General features: G+C 60.2%; 22 protein-coding genes. 21 read left to right on the top strand and 1 reads right to left on the bottom strand.

Translation table 11 applies throughout. The features are described from left to right. Positions 1-141: 141 nt before the first annotated feature. From trmJ to OK411_RS22745, 21 genes are all read left to right on the top strand, one after another. Entirely contained in the window at positions 142-912 is a 771-nt protein-coding gene (trmJ, locus tag OK411_RS22845; RefSeq protein ID WP_073473313.1) for a tRNA (cytosine(32)/uridine(32)-2'-O)-methyltransferase TrmJ, read from the top strand. 3 nt (positions 913-915) lie between these two features. Further along, positions 916-1,692, top strand: coding sequence for a serine O-acetyltransferase (gene cysE / locus OK411_RS22840; protein WP_024014221.1), 777 nt, complete (start codon positions 916-918; stop codon positions 1,690-1,692). Between the two features lie 240 nt (positions 1,693-1,932). Then, positions 1,933-2,424, top strand: a complete 492-nt coding sequence (iscR, locus tag OK411_RS22835; protein ID WP_016773323.1) for a Fe-S cluster assembly transcriptional regulator IscR — start codon at positions 1,933-1,935, stop codon at positions 2,422-2,424. Positions 2,425-2,474: 50 nt separating this feature from the next. Then, a complete protein-coding gene (locus tag OK411_RS22830; RefSeq protein WP_016773324.1) occupies positions 2,475-3,689 on the top strand; it encodes an IscS subfamily cysteine desulfurase in 1,215 nt (404 codons plus the stop codon). 100 nt (positions 3,690-3,789) lie between these two features. Continuing rightward, a complete protein-coding gene (gene iscU / locus OK411_RS22825; protein ID WP_003227907.1) occupies positions 3,790-4,176 on the top strand; it encodes a Fe-S cluster assembly scaffold IscU in 387 nt (128 codons plus the stop codon). 34 nt (positions 4,177-4,210) lie between these two features. Then, positions 4,211-4,534 carry an iron-sulfur cluster assembly protein IscA gene (gene iscA / locus OK411_RS22820; protein WP_003227904.1) on the top strand — a complete coding sequence of 108 codons (324 nt, stop codon included), beginning with the start codon at positions 4,211-4,213 and terminating at the stop codon, positions 4,532-4,534. A gap of 8 nt (positions 4,535-4,542) precedes the next feature. Further along, positions 4,543-5,064: a co-chaperone HscB gene (hscB, locus tag OK411_RS22815; RefSeq protein WP_016773325.1), complete on the top strand. Its 522-nt coding sequence runs from the start codon at positions 4,543-4,545 to the stop codon at positions 5,062-5,064. A 50-nt stretch (positions 5,065-5,114) separates the two neighbouring features. Next, complete coding sequence (hscA, locus tag OK411_RS22810; RefSeq protein ID WP_073473310.1) at positions 5,115-6,980, top strand: Fe-S protein assembly chaperone HscA; 1,866 nt, start codon at positions 5,115-5,117, stop codon at positions 6,978-6,980. After that, entirely contained in the window at positions 6,980-7,321 is a 342-nt protein-coding gene (fdx, locus tag OK411_RS22805; protein ID WP_016773327.1) for an ISC system 2Fe-2S type ferredoxin, read from the top strand. Before hscA ends, fdx begins: the two co-directional genes overlap by 1 nt. Before the next feature lie 14 nt (positions 7,322-7,335). Continuing rightward, positions 7,336-7,536, top strand: coding sequence for a Fe-S cluster assembly protein IscX (iscX, locus tag OK411_RS22800; protein ID WP_016773328.1), 201 nt, complete (start codon positions 7,336-7,338; stop codon positions 7,534-7,536). A gap of 87 nt (positions 7,537-7,623) precedes the next feature. Further along, positions 7,624-8,049, top strand: a complete 426-nt coding sequence (gene ndk / locus OK411_RS22795; protein ID WP_016773329.1) for a nucleoside-diphosphate kinase — start codon at positions 7,624-7,626, stop codon at positions 8,047-8,049. A 28-nt stretch (positions 8,050-8,077) separates the two neighbouring features. Continuing rightward, the gene (gene rlmN / locus OK411_RS22790; RefSeq protein WP_024014215.1) at positions 8,078-9,226 is read left to right on the top strand and encodes a 23S rRNA (adenine(2503)-C(2))-methyltransferase RlmN; all 1,149 of its coding nucleotides are present in this window, start codon (positions 8,078-8,080) and stop codon (positions 9,224-9,226) included. A 12-nt stretch (positions 9,227-9,238) separates the two neighbouring features. Next, positions 9,239-9,997, top strand: coding sequence for a type IV pilus biogenesis/stability protein PilW (gene pilW / locus OK411_RS22785; protein ID WP_016773330.1), 759 nt, complete (start codon positions 9,239-9,241; stop codon positions 9,995-9,997). Continuing rightward, positions 9,997-11,016, top strand: coding sequence for a helix-turn-helix domain-containing protein (locus OK411_RS22780; RefSeq protein ID WP_264365732.1), 1,020 nt, complete (start codon positions 9,997-9,999; stop codon positions 11,014-11,016). The genes pilW and OK411_RS22780 overlap by 1 nt, the downstream gene beginning before the upstream one ends. A gap of 3 nt (positions 11,017-11,019) precedes the next feature. Beyond that, on the top strand, positions 11,020-12,129 hold the full coding sequence (gene ispG / locus OK411_RS22775) for a flavodoxin-dependent (E)-4-hydroxy-3-methylbut-2-enyl-diphosphate synthase (protein WP_016773332.1): 1,110 nt from the start codon (positions 11,020-11,022) through the stop codon (positions 12,127-12,129). Positions 12,130-12,151: 22 nt separating this feature from the next. Continuing rightward, positions 12,152-13,441, top strand: coding sequence for a histidine--tRNA ligase (hisS, locus tag OK411_RS22770; protein WP_264365731.1), 1,290 nt, complete (start codon positions 12,152-12,154; stop codon positions 13,439-13,441). A gap of 41 nt (positions 13,442-13,482) precedes the next feature. After that, positions 13,483-14,124 carry a tetratricopeptide repeat protein gene (locus OK411_RS22765; RefSeq protein ID WP_056790153.1) on the top strand — a complete coding sequence of 214 codons (642 nt, stop codon included), beginning with the start codon at positions 13,483-13,485 and terminating at the stop codon, positions 14,122-14,124. Next, complete coding sequence (bamB, locus tag OK411_RS22760) at positions 14,117-15,268, top strand: outer membrane protein assembly factor BamB (RefSeq protein WP_016773335.1); 1,152 nt, start codon at positions 14,117-14,119, stop codon at positions 15,266-15,268. Before OK411_RS22765 ends, bamB begins: the two co-directional genes overlap by 8 nt. 135 nt (positions 15,269-15,403) lie before the next feature. Then, positions 15,404-16,876, top strand: coding sequence for a ribosome biogenesis GTPase Der (gene der, locus OK411_RS22755; protein WP_024014210.1), 1,473 nt, complete (start codon positions 15,404-15,406; stop codon positions 16,874-16,876). A gap of 291 nt (positions 16,877-17,167) precedes the next feature. After that, complete coding sequence (locus OK411_RS22750) at positions 17,168-18,316, top strand: pyridoxal phosphate-dependent aminotransferase (RefSeq protein ID WP_264365730.1); 1,149 nt, start codon at positions 17,168-17,170, stop codon at positions 18,314-18,316. Further along, entirely contained in the window at positions 18,304-19,095 is a 792-nt protein-coding gene (locus tag OK411_RS22745; protein ID WP_123444226.1) for an amidohydrolase, read from the top strand. The genes OK411_RS22750 and OK411_RS22745 overlap by 13 nt, the downstream gene beginning before the upstream one ends. Positions 19,096-19,273: 178 nt before the next feature. On the opposite strand, the gene leuA is transcribed toward OK411_RS22745, so the two are convergent. Further along, positions 19,274-20,953 carry a 2-isopropylmalate synthase gene (leuA, locus tag OK411_RS22740; RefSeq protein ID WP_016773339.1) on the bottom strand — a complete coding sequence of 560 codons (1,680 nt, stop codon included), beginning with the start codon at positions 20,951-20,953 and terminating at the stop codon, positions 19,274-19,276. Positions 20,954-21,396: the final 443 nt, after the last annotated feature.

The following is a 21,396-nucleotide window of genomic DNA, read 5'->3' as shown; positions in this document are numbered from 1 at the left end:
GTGTCACCTAAGGTTGTTAAAGAAAGCCGCGCATTCTATCAGAACTTTTCTTCAGGTGAAGGACGCTGTTCGCTTTCATAGCTTAACGGTAGGCTGTTCTGTAAGATTTGCCCCCCTTTCCTGTGTCCGAGAGCGCCTCCCTTGCTGCAGAACATTCGTGTCGTCCTGGTCAACACCAGTCACCCCGGCAACATCGGCGGGGCCGCGCGCGCCATGAAAAACATGGGTCTGTCGCGACTGGTGCTGGTCGAACCGCGGGTCTTCCCGCACCACGAGGCCGATGCCCGCGCCTCTGGTGCCGGTGACATCCTTGAAAACGCGCAAGTCGTCGCCACGTTGGAAGATGCTCTGGTCGGCTGCAATCTGGTGCTCGGCACCAGCGCCCGCGACCGGCGTATTCCCTGGCCGCTGCTGGATCCGCGCGAATGCGGTAACAAAGTGGTCGAGGAAGCCGGGCAGGGTGCCGAGATTGCGTTGGTGTTCGGCCGTGAAGACTCCGGCCTGACCAACGAAGAGCTGCAGCGATGTCACTTTCACGTGCACATCCCTTCCGACCCGACGTTCAGTTCGCTGAACCTCGGGGCGGCGGTGCAGGTGTTGAGTTATGAAGTGCGCATGGCCTGGCTGGCCGCACAGGGTCAGCCAAGCAAGGTCGAGAAAGAAGAAGTGGCCTCGGTGAAAAGTGCCGAGCTGGCGACCATGGATGAGCTGGAGCGATTCTATGAGCACCTGGAGCAGACGCTGGTTGCCATCGAATTCCTCGACCCGGAAAAGCCACGCCACTTGATGGCGCGCCTGCGCCGGTTGTACGGACGCAGCTCGGTCAGCCGGGCGGAAATGAACATTTTGCGTGGCATCCTCACGGAAACCCAGAAAGCGGCCCGTGGCGAGCTTCTAAAGCGGAAGGATTGAATGATGTTTGAGCGTTTGCGTGAAGATATCCAAAGCGTATTCCATCGAGACCCGGCGGCGCGTAACGCTTTTGAAGTCCTGACCTGCTACCCCGGCATGCATGCGATCTGGATTCATCGTCTGGCCGGCATGCTCTGGCGCAACGAGTTGAAGTGGCTGGCGCGACTGGTGTCGAACTTCGGTCGCTGGCTGACCGGGATTGAGATTCATCCGGGCGCCAAGGTCGGTCGGCGGTTCTTCATCGACCACGGCATGGGCATCGTTATTGGTGAAACCGCCGAGATCGGCGACGACGTCACCATCTATCAAGGCGTGACCCTCGGCGGCACCAGCTGGAACAAAGGCAAGCGCCACCCGACACTGGGTGACGGCGTGGTGGTTGGTGCTGGCGCCAAGGTGCTTGGCCCGTTCACGGTGGGTGCCGGCGCCAAAGTCGGCTCCAACGCTGTGGTCACCAAGGAAGTGCCGCCGGGCGCCACGGTGGTGGGGATTCCGGGGCGGATCATCGTCAAGACCGACGAAGAGCAGGACGCCAAGCGCAAAGCCATGGCGGAGAAGATCGGTTTCGACGCCTACGGTGTCAGCGAAGACATGCCCGACCCGGTGGCCCGGGCCATTGGCCAGTTGCTCGATCATCTGCAGGCAGTGGACGGTCGCCTGGAAGGCATGTGCGGCGCGCTGAAGGATCTGGGCAGCAATTACTGTGCGAAAGATCTGCCTGAGCTGCGTGAAGAAGACTTCGCTTGCGTCAAGGGCAAGGACGAATCGAAAGCCGGCTGAACCGCGGCGCTGCTTTTCGCGCGCAGGCTCGCTCCCACAAGAGCAATGCATTCCAATGTGGGAGCGAGCCTGCTCGCGAAGAACGATCACGCGGTTGCGCTGGCTGTCCGCGCCCCGTCTTTGCTATAGTGCGCGCGCTATTTTGCGGGTAAACCCGACTAAAGCACTAGGTCTTATAGTTGACTTAAATGCTCGGGAATTGCATACTCCCGCCCATTCCGAACTCCGTGGTAACTGTCCATGCGACTGACTACAAAAGGCCGATACGCCGTGACCGCCATGCTTGACCTGGCGTTGCACGCGCAGCACGGGCCGGTGTCTCTGGCCGATATCTCCGAGCGCCAAGGCATCTCCCTGTCCTACCTCGAACAGCTGTTCGCCAAGTTGCGCCGCAGTAACCTGGTTTCCAGCGTTCGCGGTCCGGGTGGTGGCTACCAGTTGTCCCGTGACATGCAGGGCATCCAGGTCGCCCAGGTGATCGATGCGGTGAACGAATCGGTCGATGCCACCAAGTGCCAGGGCCAGGGCGATTGCCATTCCGGTGATACCTGCCTGACCCATCACCTGTGGTGCGACTTGAGCCTGCAGATTCACGAATTTCTGAGCGGTATCAGCTTGGCCGACCTTGTGACTCGCCGTGAGGTACAAGAAGTGGCCCAGCGTCAGGACCAGCGCCGTTGCAGCAGCAAGGCGCCACGCCTGGACAAGATTGAAGCGTCCGCCGTCGAATGACAGCCGAAGAGCTACCCGCGGCACGCCAGCCCTGATTTAGGAGATAGTCCATGAAATTGCCGATTTACCTTGATTACTCTGCAACCACCCCGGTTGATCCGCGCGTTGCGCAGAAAATGAGTGAATGCCTGCTGGTCGACGGAAACTTCGGTAACCCGGCGTCCCGCTCCCACGTGTTCGGCTGGAAGGCTGAAGAGTCCGTCGAAAACGCCCGTCGTCAGGTGGCCGATCTGGTCAACGCCGACCCGCGTGAAATCGTCTGGACCTCCGGTGCCACCGAATCCGACAACCTGGCGATCAAGGGCGCGGCACATTTCTACGCCTCCAAGGGCAAGCACCTGATCACCAGCAAGATCGAGCACAAGGCTGTCCTCGACACCATGCGCCAGCTGGAGCGTGAAGGTTTCGAAGTGACCTACCTCGAGCCGACCGAAGACGGTCTGATCACCCCGGCAATGATTGACGCCGCACTGCGCGAAGACACCATTCTGGTGTCGGTAATGCACGTCAACAACGAAATCGGCACCATCAACGACATCGCCGCCATCGGCGAGATGCTGCGCGCCAAAGGCGTGCTGTTCCATGTCGACGCGGCTCAGTCCACCGGCAAGGTCGAAATCGATCTGCAGAAGCTGAAAGTCGACATGATGTCGTTCTCCGCCCACAAGACTTATGGCCCTAAAGGCATCGGCGCGCTGTACGTCAGCCGCAAGCCGCGTGTGCGCATCGAAGCGACCATGCACGGCGGCGGTCACGAGCGCGGCATGCGTTCCGGCACCCTGGCGACCCACCAGATCGTCGGCATGGGCGAAGCGTTCCGCGTAGCCAAGGAAGACATGGCCGCTGAAAACGTGCGCATCAAAGCCTTGAGCGATCGCTTCTACAAGCAGGTCGAGCATCTGGAAGAGCTGTACGTCAACGGCAGCCTGACCGCCCGCGTTCCGCACAACCTGAACCTGAGCTTCAACTACGTTGAAGGCGAGTCGCTGATCATGGCGCTCAAGGATCTGGCGGTATCGTCCGGTTCGGCCTGCACCTCGGCTTCGCTGGAGCCTTCGTACGTACTGCGCGCCCTGGGCCGCAACGACGAATTGGCACACAGCTCGATCCGCTTTACCTTCGGCCGTTTCACCACCGAAGAAGAAATCGACTACGCCGCGCAGAAAGTCTGCGAGGCCGTTACCAAGCTGCGCGCTCTGTCGCCGCTGTGGGACATGTACAAAGACGGCGTCGATATCTCGAAAATCGAGTGGGCGGCACACTAACTATAGAAGCCGCCGGATACCGATCCTGTAGCGACGCGGCGTTAACGCAGCGCAGTTGCAGGGTCTCAAGAGCGGCCCTGATGAGTGAGGATTGAGAATCATGGCTTACAGCGAAAAGGTCATCGACCACTACGAAAACCCGCGCAACGTCGGCAAGATGAACGCGGAAGATCCTGATGTCGGCACCGGCATGGTCGGCGCTCCGGCGTGCGGCGACGTGATGCGTCTGCAGATCAAGGTCAACGATCAGGGCGTTATCGAAGACGCCAAGTTCAAGACCTACGGTTGCGGTTCGGCAATCGCCTCCAGCTCCCTCGCTACCGAGTGGATGAAGGGCAAGACCCTGGACGAAGCCGAAACCATCAAGAACACTCAGCTGGCCGAAGAACTGGCTTTGCCGCCAGTTAAAATCCACTGCTCCGTGCTCGCAGAAGACGCTATCAAAGCGGCAGTTCGCGATTACAAGCAGAAGAAAGGCTTGATCTGAATTTCAAGATTCGGCGACGAGTAAGGAGTCAACGATGGCTATCAGCATGACAGAAGCGGCTGCTCGACACGTGCGGCGCTCCCTCGACGGGCGCGGCAAAGGTGAAGGGATTCGTCTGGGTGTTCGCACCACAGGCTGTTCCGGCCTTGCCTACGTGCTGGAGTTTGTCGACGAGGTAGTGGCGGAAGATCAGGTGTTCGAGAGTCACGGCGAAAAAGTGATCATCGACCCGAAAAGCCTGGCCTACCTGGACGGCACCGAGCTCGACTTTGTCAAGGAAGGGTTGAACGAAGGCTTCAAGTTCAACAACCCCAACGTGCGCGGTGAATGTGGCTGCGGCGAAAGCTTCAACATCTGAGGCTGGTCGTGGGTATTCCTTGTCATTTCGCTTTATTCGAGCTGCAACCGAGCTTCCGCCTGGATCTCGAGCAGTTGGCCACGCGCTACCGTGAGTTGGCGCGCGGCGTCCATCCTGACCGCTTTGCCGATGCATCCGAACGCGAGCAGCGCTCGGCGCTCGAGCAATCGGCGCGGCTCAACGACGCCTACCAGACGCTCAAGAGCCCGGCCCAGCGCGCACGCTACCTGCTGAAAATCAGCGGGCATGAAGTGCCGATGGAAGTCACTGTCCACGATCCCGAATTCCTTCTGCAGCAGATGCAATGGCGCGAAGAGCTCGAAGATCTGCAGGACAGTGCCGACCTCGACGGTGTCGCGGTATTCAAGCGTCGCTTGAAGGCGGCTCAGGAACAGCTCAACGAAAGCTTCGCAGCCTGTTGGGATGATGCAGCGCAACGCGAGCAGGCCGAACGCCTGATGCGGCGCATGCAGTTCCTCGACAAGCTCACCTACGAAGTGCGCCAGCTGGAAGAGCGCCTCGACGATTAACCCAGTGCTGCCCTGATTGCACGCTGACAGACAGACAAGACCTGATCACCATGGCTCTACTGCAGATCGCCGAACCCGGCCAAAGTCCTCAACCGCACCAGCGTCGCCTGGCTGTGGGCATCGACTTGGGTACTACCAATTCGCTGGTCGCTGCGCTGCGCAGTGGTCTTTCCGAACCGCTGGCCGACGCCAACGGGCAGGTCATCCTGCCGTCCGCCGTGCGTTATCACGCCGACCGCGTCGAAGTCGGTGAGTCCGCCAAGCTGGCAGCAGCCTCCGATCCCCTGAACACCGTGCTCTCGGTCAAGCGCTTGATGGGTCGTGGTCTGTCCGACGTCAAGCAATTGGGCGAGCAGTTGCCGTATCGCTTTGTCGGCGGCGAATCGCACATGCCGTTCATCGATACCGTGCAAGGCCCGAAAAGCCCGGTCGAAGTTTCCGCCGATATCCTCAAGGTCCTGCGTCAGCGCGCTGAGGCGACCTTGGGTGGCGAGCTGGTTGGCGCGGTGATCACCGTTCCTGCCTACTTCGACGATGCGCAGCGTCAGGCCACCAAGGATGCGGCCAAGCTCGCCGGTCTTAACGTGTTGCGTCTGCTCAATGAGCCGACCGCTGCTGCTGTGGCGTATGGTCTGGATCAACACGCCGAAGGTCTGGTGGCGATCTACGACCTGGGCGGCGGTACTTTCGATATCTCCATTCTGCGTCTGACCGGGGGCGTCTTTGAAGTCCTGGCCACTGGCGGCGACAGCGCGCTGGGCGGCGATGACTTTGATCACGCGATTGCCGGCTGGATCATCGAGAGCGCGGGCCTGTCCGCCGATCTCGATCCGGGCGCACAGCGCAATCTGCTGCAAACTGCCTGTGCGGCTAAAGAAGCTTTGACCGACGCCGCCAGCGTTGAAGTGGCTTACGGCGACTGGAAAGCCCAGTTGACCCGCGAAGCCTTCGATGCGCTGATCGAGCCAATGGTCGCACGCAGCCTGAAAGCCTGCCGCCGCGCCGTTCGCGATTCCGGTATTGAGCTGGAAGACGTCCACGCCGTGGTCATGGTTGGCGGTTCGACCCGAGTGCCACGTGTGCGTGAAGCCGTTGCCGAAGCCTTCGGTCGTCAGCCTTTGACGGAAATCGACCCGGATCAAGTGGTGGCCATCGGGGCCGCGATCCAGGCTGACACCCTGGCTGGCAACAAGCGCGATGGCGGCGAACTGCTGCTGCTCGATGTGATTCCGCTGTCCCTGGGGCTTGAAACCATGGGCGGTCTGATGGAGAAGGTGATTCCGCGCAACACCACCATCCCCGTCGCCCGCGCCCAGGACTTCACCACCTATAAAGACGGCCAGTCGGCCATGGCGATCCACGTGTTGCAGGGTGAGCGCGAGCTGATCAGCGATTGCCGCTCTCTGGCACGTTTCGAATTGCGCGGCATTCCGGCAATGGTGGCGGGCGCGGCGAAAATTCGCGTGACCTTCCAGGTCGATGCCGACGGTCTGCTCAGCGTGTCTGCCCGTGAATTGGGCTCGGGCGTTGAGGCGAGCATTCAGGTCAAGCCTTCCTATGGTCTGACCGATGGCGAAATCGCCAAGATGCTCAAGGATTCGTTCCAGCATGCCAATGACGACAAGGTCGCCCGCGTTCTGCGTGAGCAGCAAGTCGATGCCCAGCGCCTGCTCGAAGCGGTGCAGGGCGCGCTGGAGGCCGATGGCGAGCGTTTGCTCGACGCCGAAGAGCGCATGGTTATCGAACTGCAAATGCAGGAACTGGCCGAACTGATGAAAGGTACCGATGGTTACGCCATCGAGCAGCAGACCAAGCGTCTGTCGCAAGTGACCGATGCTTTTGCTGCCCGCCGCATGGATCTGACGGTGAAAGCCGCTCTGTCGGGGCGCAACCTGAATGAAATCGAGGATATCTGATGCCGCAGGTCATTTTTCTGCCCCACGAGAAGTTCTGCCCTGAGGGCATGGTGGTCGAGGCTGCGCCCGGCACATCGATTCTCGAGCTGGCCCACGAACACCATATCGAGATGGAAAGCGCATGCGGCGGCGTCTGCGCCTGCACCACGTGCCATTGCATCATCCGCGAGGGTTTCGACTCGCTGGAAGAGGCCGACGAGCTGGAAGAAGACTTCCTCGACCGTGCCTGGGGCCTTGAGGCGCAATCGCGTCTGGCTTGCCAGGCCATCGTCGGTGAGGAAGACCTCACCGTCGAGATTCCGAAATATTCGCTTAACCATGCGGCCGAAGCGCCGCACTGACTGGTAAGACTGTCATGAGCTACGGTTGGAATGATGTTCAACGCATTGCAGAAGAGCTGGCCGAGGCCCACGAGGGACTCGACCCGTACTCTGTAGGTTTTGTCCGTTTGCAGCAGATGATTCTTGAACTGCCTGACTTCGATGCTACTTCCGGCCGGGTCGGCGAGAAGGTGCTCGAAGCGGTTCAGGAGCTCTGGGCCGCAGAATTGGACTGATCGTCTCGCAGGTTAGGCAATACCCAAGAACCCGCGTATAATTCGCGGGTTTAATTTTTCGCAAATTACCGTTTCTGGAGTTACACCATGGCTGTTCAACGTACTTTCTCCATCATCAAGCCTGACGCCGTTGCTAAAAACGTGATCGGCAAGATCACCACTCGCTTCGAAGACGCTGGCCTGCGCGTTGTAGCTTCGAAACTGAAGCAACTGTCCAAAGCCGAAGCCGAAGGCTTCTACGCTGAGCACAGCGAGCGCGGTTTCTTCGGTGACCTGGTTGCTTTCATGACTTCCGGTCCGGTTGTCGTTCAGGTTCTGGAAGGCGAAAACGCTATCGCTCGCAACCGTGAGCTGATGGGCGCTACCAACCCTAAAGAAGCTGCTCCAGGCACCATCCGTGCTGACTTCGCTGAATCGATCGACGCCAACGCCGTTCACGGTTCGGACTCCGAAGCTGCTGCCGCTCGCGAAATCGCTTACTTCTTCGCAGCTACTGAAGTAACCACTCGCTAAGCATTGCTTGCAGAGTGAAGGTGAATCCATGACTACATCGACTGTTAAAACAAACCTGCTGGGTCTGACCCAGCCGGAAATGGAAAAATTCTTCGACTCAATCGGGGAGAAGCGTTTCCGTGCCGGTCAGGTAATGAAATGGATTCACCACTTTGGCGTCGATGATTTCGACGCCATGACGAACGTCAGCAAAGCCTTGCGCGACAAGCTCAAGGCCATTGCTGAAGTGCGTGGTCCGGAAGTGGTCAGCGAGGACATCTCCAGCGACGGCACCCGTAAATGGGTGGTTCGCGTGGCGTCCGGCAGCTGCGTCGAGACCGTGTACATTCCCCAAGGCAAGCGCGGCACCTTGTGCGTTTCGTCCCAGGCAGGCTGTGCCCTGGATTGCAGTTTCTGCTCCACCGGCAAGCAAGGCTTCAACAGCAACCTCACCGCCGCCGAAGTCATCGGTCAGGTGTGGATTGCCAACAAATCTTTCGGCAGCGTCCCGGCCACCGTCGACCGTGCGATCACCAACGTGGTGATGATGGGCATGGGCGAGCCGTTGCTGAACTTCGACAACGTCGTCGCCGCCATGCATCTGATGATGGATGACCTCGGCTACGGGATCTCCAAGCGCCGCGTGACCCTGTCCACCTCGGGTGTGGTGCCGATGATCGATGAGCTGGCCAAGCACATCGACGTATCCCTGGCGTTGTCCCTGCACGCACCGAATGACGCATTGCGTAACCAATTGGTGCCGATCAACAAGAAATATCCGCTTAAGATGCTGCTCGAGTCGTGCCAGCGCTACATGTCCGCCCTTGGCGAGAAACGTGTGCTGACCATCGAGTACACCTTGCTCAAGGACGTCAACGACAAGCTTGAGCACGCGGTGGAAATGATCGAGTTGCTTAAAGATATCCCGTGCAAGATCAACCTGATCCCGTTCAACCCGTTCCCGCACTCCGGGTACGAGCGGCCGAGCAACAATGCCATCCGCCGCTTCCAGGATCAGTTGCATCAGGCCGGTTTCAACGTCACCGTGCGCACCACCCGTGGTGAAGACATCGATGCCGCATGTGGTCAATTGGTAGGGCAGGTGCTGGATCGCACCCGTCGCAGCGAACGTTACATCGCCGTGCGCGAGTTGAGCGCCGACAGCGATCTGGCACAGAACGCCGCGAACACTAACTAAGAGAGGATCTCTATGTCCCTGCGCTTTGCGCTGCTGTTGCTGTTGGCCAGCCTGTGTGCTGGTTGTGTCCTGTCGGGTGACTACAACCCGATGAAGACCAGCAAGGGCCGCGATGAAGCGCGGGCTGCCTACGTGCAGCTGGGGCTGGGCTATCTGCAGCAAGGCATGACCGAGCGCGCCAAGGTGCCTTTGAAGAAAGCGCTGGAGCTGGACGGTTCCGACCCCGACGCCAATGCGGCCCTCGGTCTGGTGTTCCAGGCCGAGATGGAGCCGGCACTGGCCGACGAGCACTTTCGCAAGGCCCTGTCCTCACGTCCCGCCGATGCGCGCATCCTCAACAACTACGGCAGTTTTCTCTACGAAGAACAGCGCTACAAGGAAGCCTACGAGCGTTTTGAACAAGCGGCCGCCGATACCCTGTATCCTGAACGCTCGCGGGTCTTCGAAAATCTCGGCATGACCGCCGCCAAGCTTGGCCAGCGTGATCTGGCCCAGCAACAGCTGGAAAAAGCCCTGCGCCTGAATCGCCAACAACCACGCGCATTGCTGGAAATGGCTGAGTTGTCCTTCGAAGACAGGCATTATGTGCCCGCGCGTGACTATTACGACCGTTTCAGCCAGCTCACCGAACAAAATGCACGTAGTCTATTGCTCGGCGTTCGGCTGGCAAAAGTGTTTGAAGATCGCGACAAGGCAGCCAGTTACGGTCTGCAATTAAAACGACTCTATCCCGGTACGCCGGAATATCAGCAATACCTGTCGGAGCAATGATGAAAGCGGCGCATCCCGAAGTTGTAACAGCGAATCGCGTAAATCCCGGTGAGACCCTGCGCCAGGCCCGCGAAAGCAATGGCTGGTCGCTGGCCGAAGTGGCCCTCAAGCTCAACCTCACCGTGACATCCCTGAGCAATCTTGAAGCCGGCGCTTTCGACAAGCTGCCGGGGCATACCTTCGCTCGCGGTTACATTCGCGCCTATGCCAAATTGCTCGGCATGGACCAGACCGTTCTGGTTCAGCAGTTCGACCAGTCCACCGGCACCGACTCCCAGGGCAGCAACGTTCACGCCCTCGGTCGTATCGAAGAGCCGGTGCGGGTTTCCCACACCATTTTGCGTATCGTCAGCCTGTTGCTACTGATCGCGGTCATCGGCGGCGGATTCGTCTGGTGGCAGGATCAGACCTCGCAGCGCACCCGCGATCTGACCAGCCTCGCACCGGAACACGTCGAAGTCGAAGGCGCTGACGGCACCACGCAGATCCACCCGATCGACGAGCCGGAAGATCAGGCTGTCGCCGAAAATCAGGCTGACAATTCGACATCGCTGGCCTTGCCGCAGTCGGAAACCAGTGCTGAATCCACCGGCGCCGAGTCCGCAGCGCCAGCTACCGAGCCAGCTGCTCCGGCAGTTGGGCCAAGCGCTCCGGCACAGACGCCTGCACCAATGGTGGCGGCTCCGGCTACTCCAGCGCCGAATGTCCCAGCGACACCTGCCCCGACCGCGCCGGTCGCCCAAGCGCCAAGCGCTGAAGCAGCTGCTCCGGTTGCCGGCGAAGGCCAGGTGCAATTGCAGTTCACCGGCGATTGCTGGGCACAGGTGACCGATGGCCGTGGCAAAGTGATTTTCAGTGGTCTGAAGCATAAAGGCGACAGCGTGAGCGTTTCCGGCAAACCGCCGCTCAATGTGCGTCTGGGCGTTGCCCGCGCAGCACAGGTCAGCTACAACGGCCAACCGGTCGACATCGCTCCGTTCACCAGTGGCGAGACTGCTCGCCTGAAGTTGGGTCAATAAGTCATGCACGGCGAATCTCCAATCAAACGTCGCGAATCGCGCAAGATCTGGGTCGGCAACGTACCGGTGGGCGGCGACGCGCCGATCGCTGTGCAGAGCATGACCAACAGCGATACCAATGATGTCGCTGCGACCGTGGCGCAGATCAATCGTCTGGAAGCCGCCGGCGTCGACATCGTTCGCGTCTCGGTGCCGGACATGGACGCCGCCGAGGCGTTCGGCAAGATCAAGCAACTGGTCAAAGTGCCGTTGGTGGCTGACATCCACTTCGACTACAAAATCGCCTTGCGCGTGGCCGAACTGGGTGTGGACTGCCTGCGCATCAACCCGGGCAACATCGGTCGCGAAGACCGCGTGCGTGCCGTGGTCGATGCTGCCCGTGATCGCGGCATTCCGATCCGCATCGGCGTCAATGCCGGTTCCCTGGAAAAAGACCTGCAAAAGAAATACGGCGAGCCGACCCCGGCGGCGCTGGTCGAGTCCGCTTTGCGCCACGTTGAACACCTTGAACGCCTGAATTTCCAGGACTTCAAGGTCAGCGTTAAGGCCTCCGACGTGTTCATGGCCGTCGAAGCGTACCGTTTGCTGGCGAAAGAAATCGTCCAGCCGCTGCACCTCGGCATCACTGAAGCTGGCGGTTTGCGTTCGGGCACGGTGAAATCCGCCGTGGGCCTAGGTATGCTGCTCGCCGAAGGGATTGGCGATACTATCCGCATCTCGCTGGCGGCCGACCCGGTCGAGGAAGTGAAGGTCGGTTACGACATTCTCAAGTCTTTGCATCTGCGTTCCCGTGGCATCAACTTCATCGCCTGCCCGAGCTGCTCGCGGCAGAACTTCGATGTGGTCAAGACCATGAACGAGCTGGAAGGGCGCCTTGAAGACCTGCTGGTGCCGCTGGATGTCGCGGTCATCGGTTGCGTGGTCAACGGCCCCGGCGAAGCCAAGGAAGCCCATATCGGCTTGACCGGCGGCACGCCAAACCTGATTTACATCGACGGCAAGCCGTCGCAGAAGCTGACGAATGACAATCTGGTGGACGAGCTGGAAAAGCTGATCCGCCAGAAAGCGGCCGAAAAGGTCGAAGCTGACGCTGCCGTTATCGCGCGCGGCTGATCGAACGAATTAAGGAAATTTTGTGAGCAAGTCTCTGCAAGCCATTCGTGGCATGAACGACATCCTGCCCGAACAGACCCCGCTGTGGCGTTATTTCGAAGGCACTGTGGCGCGTCTGCTGGATAACTACGGTTACAAGCAGATCCGCATGCCGATCGTCGAGTTCACCGAGCTGTTCAAGCGCTCGATCGGCGAAGTGACCGACATCGTCGAAAAAGAGATGTACACCTTCGAAGACCGCAACGGCGACTCCCTGACCTTGCGTCCGGAAGGTACCGCGGCGTGCGTGCGTGCCGTACTCGAGCACGGCATCACCGGCGGTGGTCAGGTGCAGAAACTCTGGTACATCGGCCCGATGTTCCGCCACGAGCGTCCGCAGAAAGGCCGTTATCGTCAGTTTCACCAGATCGGTCTGGAGGTGTTCAACCTCGACGGTCCGGACATCGACGCCGAGCTGATCATCATGACCTGGCGCCTGTGGGGCGAGCTGGGCATCCGTGATGCGGTCAAGCTCGAACTCAACAGCCTCGGCACCAGCGAATCTCGTGGTCGCTATCGTGAAGCGCTGGTCGAGTACCTCTTGGCGCACCACGACAAGCTCGACGAAGACAGCCAGCGTCGTCTGAAAACCAATCCGCTGCGCGTGCTCGACACGAAAAATGCCGACACCCAGGCCGTGCTGGTCGATGCGCCGAAAATGGCCGATTACCTCGACGACGAGTCCCGCGCTCACTTCGAAGGCCTGAAGGCGCGTCTGGATGCCGTCGGCATTCCTTACGTGCTCAACCCGAAACTTGTGCGTGGCCTCGATTACTACAGCAAAACCGTTTTCGAATGGGTCACCGACAAGCTCGGCGCCCAGGGCACCGTGTGCGCGGGCGGCCGTTACGACGGGCTGGTCGAGCAGATGGGCGGCAAGCCAACCCCGGGCGTCGGTTTCGCCATGGGCATCGAGCGTCTGGTATTGATGCTCGAAACCCTTGAGCAGATCCCGCAGGAAATTTCCCGTCAGGTCGACGTCTACCTCTGCGCCTTCGGTGAAGAAGCCGAGCTGGCCGGTCTGGCCCTGGCCGAACGGGTTCGCAATGAACTTCCAAACCTGCGCCTGCAAGTCAATGCCGGCGCCGGCAGTTTCAAAAGCCAGTTCAAGAAGGCCGACAAGAGCGGTGCGCTGTACGCATTGATCCTCGGTGACGACGAAATGGCCCAGCAAGTGGTAGGTTTCAAACCCCTGCGTGGCCAGGGCGAACAACAAAGCATTGCCTGGGATGCGCTCGCCGCTCACCTGGCCACCTGCGTCGTGCAGGGTTGAAGCTGTCTTAACAGCCGATTTAGCGATTAAGGAGTATTGGGGTGTCGAGTACCGAAGACGAACAGTTGGCGGATTTGAAGGACTGGTGGACACGCAACGGCAAACCTCTGGTCACCGGCGGCCTGTTGGCGCTGGTCATCGTGTTCGGCTGGCAGGCCTGGCACAAATACCAGAGCAACCAGTCGCAAGGCGCCTCGGTGCTCTATCAGCAATTGCTGGAAACCACGCTGACGCCTGACGGCAAGCCTGATGCCGCCCGCGTTGCGGACCTGGCCGGCAAGCTCAACAGCGAATACGGCGGTTCGGCCTATGCGCAGTACGGCAGCCTGTTCGTCGCCAAAGTAGCGGTCGACAGCGGCAAGCTGGACGACGCGGCAACCGAACTCAAAGCCATCGTCGATAAACCGGCCAACCCGGCGCTGGGCGAGATCGCCCGTCAGCGTCTGGCGCAGGTACTGGGCGCGCAGGACAAGGCCGAGGACGCCCTGAAACTGCTCGACGGCGATGCCGACAAAGCGTTCCTGGCCACTCGCGAGGAACTCAAGGGCGACCTGCTGGTGCGCTTGGGCCGTACCGATGACGCGAACAAGGCGTATCAAAAAGCCAAGGCGGCACTGTCGGATGAAGCGGCGGTCGGTGGCCTTCAAATCAAGCTCGACGACCTGGCCAAAGGGGATGCGTGACGTGATCCGTTGGAAGCATGCAGCATTGCTGGCTCTGGCCCTTCTGGCCGCGGGTTGCAGCAGCAACAGCAAGAAAGAATTGCCACCAGCCGAACTGACCGACTTCAAAGAAGAAGTCGTTCTGCAGAAGCAGTGGAGCCGCTCGATCGGTGACGGTCAGGGCGAAACCTACAACATGCTGGTGCCGGCGATCGACGGTGACACCATCTACGCCGCTGATGTGACCGGTGTGGTGATGGCGCTGGATCGCAGCAACGGCGACGTGAAGTGGGACCAGGATCTGGAACTGCCTGTCTCCGGCGCCGTTGGCGTGGGTTACGGTCTGGTACTGATCGGTACCCTGCGTGGCGAAGTCGTCGCTCTGGACACTAGCAATGGTGAAGAGAAGTGGCGTGCCCGCGTCAACAGTGAAGTCCTCGCGCCGCCGGCCAACAATGGCGACGTGGTCGTTGTGCAGACCCAGGACGATCGTCTGATCGGTCTGGACGCTGCCACCGGCAACCAGCGCTGGGTGTATGACAGCACCCCCGCGGTCCTGACCCTGCGTGGCACCAGTGCTCCGCTGGTCACCAACCGTCTGGCCGTAGCTGGCCTGTCGACCGGTAAAGTGGTCGCGCTGGATATCTCCAACGGCGTGCCGGTGTGGGAACAACGCATCGCCATTCCACAGGGTCGTTCGGAGCTGGAGCGCGTGGTCGACATCGACGGCGGCCTGCTGCTGTCCGGCGGCACGCTGTATGTGGCCAGTTATCAGGGTCGCGTTGCGGCACTGGACCTGGAAAGCGGTCGTCAACTGTGGCAGCGCGATGCGTCGAGCTACGCCGGTATCGCTCAAGGTTTCGGCAGCGTCTACGTGAGCCTGTCTTCGGGCACCGTTGAAGGCGTCGACGAGCGTTCCACCACCGCACTGTGGAGCAACGATTCACTGGCTCGCCGTCAACTGTCGGCACCGGAAGTGTTCTCCAGCTACGTAGCTGTGGGTGACCTGGAAGGTTATCTGCATCTGCTGAGTCAGGTCGACGGTCGTTTCGTCGGCCGTGAGCGCATCGACAGCGACGGCCTGCGTGCCCGTCCGCTGGTGGTGGGCGACACGATTTATGTGTATGGCAACAGCGGCAAACTGGAAGCCCTGACCATCAAGTAACAACTATGCTTGGGGTTCATCCCCAAGCGGCCCTGCATCAGCAGGGTTTGCAGCGCCCCCGGGTGTTGCCCCGAGCACCAGCCGCTGCCTCGCAGCGGCTTTTGTATTTTCTGAAATAACGAAGTGGAGAGCCGCATGGTTCCCGTAATCGCCCTGGTGGGCCGACCGAACGTCGGCAAGTCCACCTTGTTCAACCGCCTGACCAGGACGCGTGACGCCATCGTCGGCGACCTGTCCGGTCTGACCCGTGATCGCCAGTACGGTGAGGCCAAGTGGCAAGGGCGTTCCTACATTCTGATCGACACCGGCGGTATCTCCGGTGACGAACATGGTATGGACGAAAAAATGGCCGAGCAGTCGCTGCTGGCCATCGAAGAAGCCGATGTGGTGCTGTTTCTGGTAGATGCCAAGGCCGGTTTTACCGCTGCCGACCAGATGATCGCCGAGCATTTGCGCAAACGTAACAAGCGTTCCCACGTGGTTGCCAACAAGGTCGACAACATCGACCCGGAAATGGCCCGCGCCGAATTCGCCCCGCTGGGCATGGGCCACGCGATCCCGATCGCCGGCGCCCATGGCCGTGGCATCACGCAATTGCTGGAAGCCGCTCTGAGCGAATTCCCGCGCGATGATGACGAGCCGGCTGAAGGCGAAGAGGAAGAAGTCGTTGCCGAAGGCGAGGAAGCCAAGCGCATTCCTGGTCCGAGCGAAAAAGACGGGATCAAGATTGCCATCATCGGTCGTCCGAACGTCGGCAAGTCGACTCTGGTCAACCGCATGCTCGGTGAAGACCGGGTCATCGTGTATGACCAGCCGGGCACCACCCGCGACAGCATCTACATTCCGTTCGAGCGCAATGAAGAGAAGTACACGCTGATCGACACTGCCGGTGTGCGCAAGCGCGGCAAGATCCACGAAGAAGTCGAAAAATTCTCCGTGGTCAAAACCCTGCAGGCGATCAAAGACGCCAACGTGGTGATCTTCGTGATGGACGCCCGCGAGGGTGTGGTCGATCACGACTTGAACCTGCTGGGCTTCGCGATCGAATCCGGTCGTGCGCTGGTCATCGCGATCAACAAGTGGGACGGCATGACGCCGAGCGAGCGCGACTTCGTCAAAGTCGAGCTGCAACGTCGGCTGTTCTTCGTCGACTACGCCGACATTCACTTCATCTCGGCGTTGCACGGCACGGGCGTGGGCAACCTCTACGCCTCGGTGCAGAACTCGTTCAAGTCGGCGGTTACCCGCTGGCCGACCAACCGTCTCACCCAGATTCTGGAAGATGCGGTGGGCGAGCACGCGCCACCGATGGTCAACAACCGCCGGATCAAGCTGCGTTACGCTCACTTGGGTGGTGCGAACCCGCCGATCATCGTGATCCACGGTAACCAGATCGAGAAAGTGCCGAAGTCGTATGTGCGCTATCTGGAAAACACTTACCGCCGTGTACTCAAGCTGGTCGGTACGCCGATCCGCATCGAGTTCAAGGGCGGCGAGAACCCGTACGAAGGCAACAAGAACACGCTGACCGACCGCCAGGTCAACAAGAAGCGTCGCTTGATGTCGCACAACAAGAAAGCCAGCAAGAAGCGCCGCGACAAGAAGTGATCCGAGGCCCTGCACAATTTTGTGTGGGGCTTTTGTGGCGAGGGGATTTATCCCCGATGGGCTGCGCAGCAGCCCCAAAACCTGTGTCCGCGGTGTATCAGTCAAACCGCATTCAACGGGTTTGCGACTGCTTCGCAGCCGGAACGGGGATAAATCCCCTCGCCACAGGATTGGGTTTGTTCAATGAGAGAAGGGCGCCGTTTGGCGCCCTTTTTTTATGGGCGCCGGATGGGCTATCCTCGGGCTCTCCCGCGCCGTCGTCAGAGCCGGGTGTTGAGCAGAGAACCCCCGATGATCACCAGCAAGCTGCCGAATGTCGGCATCACTATTTTCACGCAGATGTCTCAGCTCGCGGCGCAGACCGGCGCGATCAACCTGTCCCAGGGTTTCCCGGATTTCGACGGCCCGCAGTCGTTGCGTGATGCGGTCGGGCGGCATATCGCCAGTGGCCATAACCAGTATTCGCCGATGACCGGTTTGCCGGCGTTGCGTCAGCAGATCGCGGCCAAGATCGCCCGCAGCTATGGCGTGACTGTCGATGCCGATCATGAAGTGACGGTAACACCCGGTGCGACTCAGGCAATCTTCTGCGCGATTCAGGCAGTGATTCACAGTGGCGATGAAGTCATCGTGTTCGATCCGTGCTACGACAGCTACGCCCCGGCGACGGAGCTGGCGGGCGGTCGTTGCGTGCATGTGCAGCTGAATCCGGACGATTTCTCCATCGATTTCGACCAGCTCGCTGCGGCCCTGAGCCCGCGGACGAAAATGATCGTCATCAACACCCCGCACAACCCTAGCAGCGCGTTGATAAGCCGCGCCGAGCTCGATCAACTGGCGGCGTTGATCCGCGATCGCGACATCTATCTGATCAGCGACGAAGTCTACGAGCACTTGGTTTTCGACGGCGTGCCGCATGTCAGCGTGCTGGCCCATGAAGAGCTGTATCAGCGCGCGTTCGTGGTCAGTTCGTTCGGCAAGACGTACCACGTCACCGGCTGGAAAACCGGCTACGTCGTCGCCCCGCCAGCGCTGACGGCCGAGCTGCGCAAGGTGCATCAGTACGTCAGTTTCTGTGGCGTCACGCCGCTGCAATACGCGCTGGCCGATTACATGGCCGAGCACCCGGAGCACGTTGAAGAGCTGCCGGGTTTCTATCAGGCCAAGCGCGATCTGTTCTGCGATCTGCTCGCGCCGTCGCGCTTCAGTTTTACCCGAGTCACCGGCACCTATTTCCAATTGGTCGATTATTCGCAGATCCGTCCTGATCTGAATGATGTCGAAATGGCCATGTGGATGACTCGCGAGCACGGTGTCGCGAGCATTCCGGTGTCGGTGTTCTACCAGCATCCACCGCAAGGCCAGCGCCTGATACGCCTGTGCTTTGCCAAACGCGAGGAGACGCTGCGTGAAGCGGCGGCGAAACTATGCGTGATCTGAGTGCATTGCCAGACCTGACCCTGGCGCTGATCCAGACCAGCCTGGTCTGGCACGACCGCCAGGCCAATCTCGAGCATTTCGAGCTGCTGCTGGAGCAGGCCCGGGGCGCTGATCTGATCATCCTGCCGGAGATGTTCACCACCGGATTCTCGATGGAATCGGAAACCCTCGCCGAAGCCGAAAACGGCCCGACCAGCAAATGGCTGCGGGCGCAGGCGGCCAAGTTCGATGCGGTCATCACTGGCAGCGTGATCATTCAGGCGGCCGACGGCAGCCATCGCAACCGCTTGCTCTGGGCGCGGCCGGACGGCGAAGTGCTGCATTACGACAAGCGTCACCTGTTCCGCATGGCCGGCGAGCACAACCATTACACGCCCGGCGAGCGGCAGGTGCAGTTCGAGCTCAAGGGTTGGCGGATTCGTCCGCTGATCTGCTACGACCTGCGCTTCCCGGTGTGGAGCAGGGACGCGCAGGACACCGATCTGCTGCTGTACACCGCCAATTGGCCGGGCGCACGGCGTCTGCACTGGAACCGCCTGCTGCCGGCACGAGCGATTGAAAATCTCTGCTACGTGGCAGCGGTAAATCGGGTGGGCAGCGATGGCAAAGGCTTCGCCTATACCGGCGACAGTCAGGTGCTGGATTTCCAGGGCGAGACGTTGCTGGCGGCGGGGGAGGCGGATGGTGTGTTCAAGGTGATTCTGGAAGCGGCGCCGTTGGCGGCGTATCGCGAGCGCTTTCCGGCGAATCTGGATGCCGACACGTTTGAGTTCACCTGAGGCAGCCGATCGTTCCCACGCTCTGCGTGGGAATGCAGCCCGTGACGCTCCGCGTCACTGGACGCGGAGCGTCCCTTGAGGCATTCCCACGCGGAGCATGGGAACGATCGCATCCTTTGATCTACAAAAAAAGGCCCCGAAGCTTGCACTCCGGGGCCTTTCGCATTTCAGCGGTCGATTACGCTGCTTTTGCCTCTGGCTGGCTCAGCGAGCGGTTCAGTGCGCTGAACAATGCCTTGAAGCTTGCGGTGGTGATGTTTTCATCGATACCCACGCCGTGCACCGCACGTTCACCGTTCACCCGCAGTTCGATGTAGGCCGCTGCTTTGGCATTGGTGCCCGCGCCGATCGCGTGTTCGTTGTAGTCCATGATTTCCACCGGAATCGGCAGGCCGGCGACCAGTGCTTCCAGCGCGCCGTTGCCCTTGCCGCGCCAGTGCAGGTTGGTTTCGCCCTGACCTTTGCTGGCCACTTCGACTTCGACGGCGCTGTTGCCGTTCTCTTCCTGCAAACGATGGCTGACCAGCGCATAAGGAGTGTTGGCCTGCAGATATTCGCTGATCAACAGCGAGTGAATCTGCTTGGCGGTCATCTCCAGGCCCAGGCGGTCGGTCTCACGCTGTACGACCTGGCTGAACTCGATCTGCATGCGGCGTGGCAGGCTGATGCCGTATTCCTGTTCCAGCAAGTAAGCGATGCCGCCCTTGCCCGACTGGCTGTTGACGCGGATCACCGCCTCGTAGCTGCGACCGATGTCGGCAGGGTCGATCGGCAGGTACGGCACCTCCCACAAGGTGTCCGGTTTCTGCTGGGCGAAGCCCTTACGGATTGCGTCCTGGTGCGAGCCGGAGAATGCGGTGTGCACCAGGTCGCCCACATATGGGTGACGCGGATGCACCTGGATCTGGTTGCATTCTTCGACGACTTTGCGCACGCCGTCGATGTCGGAGAAGTCCAGCTCAGGGTCGACGCCCTGGGTGTACATGTTCAGCGCGACGGTGACGAGGTCGACGTTGCCGGTGCGCTCGCCGTTGCCGAACAGGCAGCCTTCGACGCGATCGGCGCCGGCCATCAGGCCCAGCTCGGTGGCCGCGACGCCAGTGCCACGGTCGTTATGGGTGTGCAGACTGATGATCACGCTGTCGCGACGGTTGATGTTGCGACCGAACCACTCGATCTGGTCGGCGTAAACGTTCGGCGTTGCGCATTCAACCGTGGCCGGCAGGTTGAGGATCATCTTGTGCTCAGGCGTCGGGTTCCACACCTCGATCACGGCGTCGCAGACTTCCTTGGCGAATTCCAGCTCGGTAGCGCTGAAGGTTTCCGGCGAGTATTCGAAGGTCCACTCGGTTTCCGGCTGCATGGCTGCGTATTTGACGAACAGCTTGGCAGCGTTGACCGCGATGGCCTTGATGCCGTCCTTGTCCTGGTTGAAGACGATGCGACGGAAAGAAGGCGAGGTGGCGTTGTACAGGTGAACGATGGCTTTCTTCGCCCCGCGCAGCGATTCGAAAGTGCGCTCGATCAGGTCTTCACGGCCCTGGGTCAGTACCTGAATGGTGGTGTCGTCCGGGATGTGGCCTTCTTCGATCAGGGTACGCACGAAGTCGAAGTCGGTTTGCGACGCGGCGGGGAACGACGCTTCGATTTCCTTCACACCGACCTGCACCAGGGTTTTCCAGAAGCGCAGCTTCTTCGCCGCGTCCATTGGCTCGATCAGCGACTGGTTGCCGTCACGCAGGTCGGAGCTGCACCAGATCGGCGCGGCGTCGATGGTCTTCGACGGCCAGGTGCGATCCGGCAGGTTGATGACGGGAAACGCGCGGTATTTCGAAGACGGGTCTTTGAGCATGCTCATCGGGAAATTCCTTGTTGTCTGGGCCGAAAAGAGGCGGCCTGCCGGTTGAACGAATGTTCTTGGAAAAGCGTGGGACGAGGCGCAGCGATTCAGCCTGGCAGTCGTGCGCTGACGAGGCACAGGCTGCGGTGCTGGCGAAGCTGAATGAGGGTGTGAGAGGTTTTCATGGCTTCAACCCTAACCGCGAGGGGAAAGGATGGCAAGCAGTCGGAAAAAATTGAGAGGAATACCCGGAAAGCGGGATTTTGCAGGAATTTATTGCGCTTTAGGCGGTGGAAGTTGTTGATGTTTGCGTAAGGCTAGATTGGGGCGCAATTGAGTTTTTGGAGATTCATTGAGTATGGCGGTGTTTTATAGGCGGCCTTCGCGAGCAGGCTCGCTCCCACACTGGATCTTATTCACAACAAAGATCCCCTGTGGGAGCGAGCCTGCTCGCGAAGAGG

It is taken from the genome of Pseudomonas sp. RG1, assembly GCF_025910115.1.
Taxonomy (GTDB): Bacteria; Pseudomonadota; Gammaproteobacteria; order Pseudomonadales; family Pseudomonadaceae; genus Aquipseudomonas; species Aquipseudomonas atacamensis.
Note: the sequence above shows the minus strand (reverse complement) of the source record. Positions and strands in the feature narration are given on the sequence as shown.

Coding starts and splice junctions, on each gene's coding strand:
- OK411_RS22745 (WP_123444226.1), top strand. CDS start 18,304: ATGCGTGATCTGAGTGCATTGCCAGACCTGACCCTGGCGCTGATCCAG.
- iscU (WP_003227907.1), top strand. CDS start 3,790: ATGGCTTACAGCGAAAAGGTCATCGACCACTACGAAAACCCGCGCAAC.
- cysE (WP_024014221.1), top strand. CDS start 916: ATGTTTGAGCGTTTGCGTGAAGATATCCAAAGCGTATTCCATCGAGAC.
- hscA (WP_073473310.1), top strand. CDS start 5,115: ATGGCTCTACTGCAGATCGCCGAACCCGGCCAAAGTCCTCAACCGCAC.
- der (WP_024014210.1), top strand. CDS start 15,404: ATGGTTCCCGTAATCGCCCTGGTGGGCCGACCGAACGTCGGCAAGTCC.
- pilW (WP_016773330.1), top strand. CDS start 9,239: ATGTCCCTGCGCTTTGCGCTGCTGTTGCTGTTGGCCAGCCTGTGTGCT.
- bamB (WP_016773335.1), top strand. CDS start 14,117: ATGCGTGACGTGATCCGTTGGAAGCATGCAGCATTGCTGGCTCTGGCC.
- fdx (WP_016773327.1), top strand. CDS start 6,980: ATGCCGCAGGTCATTTTTCTGCCCCACGAGAAGTTCTGCCCTGAGGGC.
- ndk (WP_016773329.1), top strand. CDS start 7,624: ATGGCTGTTCAACGTACTTTCTCCATCATCAAGCCTGACGCCGTTGCT.
- iscR (WP_016773323.1), top strand. CDS start 1,933: ATGCGACTGACTACAAAAGGCCGATACGCCGTGACCGCCATGCTTGAC.
- OK411_RS22750 (WP_264365730.1), top strand. CDS start 17,168: ATGATCACCAGCAAGCTGCCGAATGTCGGCATCACTATTTTCACGCAG.
- OK411_RS22780 (WP_264365732.1), top strand. CDS start 9,997: ATGAAAGCGGCGCATCCCGAAGTTGTAACAGCGAATCGCGTAAATCCC.
- rlmN (WP_024014215.1), top strand. CDS start 8,078: ATGACTACATCGACTGTTAAAACAAACCTGCTGGGTCTGACCCAGCCG.
- iscA (WP_003227904.1), top strand. CDS start 4,211: ATGGCTATCAGCATGACAGAAGCGGCTGCTCGACACGTGCGGCGCTCC.
- leuA (WP_016773339.1), bottom strand. CDS start 20,953: ATGAGCATGCTCAAAGACCCGTCTTCGAAATACCGCGCGTTTCCCGTC.
- OK411_RS22830 (WP_016773324.1), top strand. CDS start 2,475: ATGAAATTGCCGATTTACCTTGATTACTCTGCAACCACCCCGGTTGAT.
- iscX (WP_016773328.1), top strand. CDS start 7,336: ATGAGCTACGGTTGGAATGATGTTCAACGCATTGCAGAAGAGCTGGCC.
- ispG (WP_016773332.1), top strand. CDS start 11,020: ATGCACGGCGAATCTCCAATCAAACGTCGCGAATCGCGCAAGATCTGG.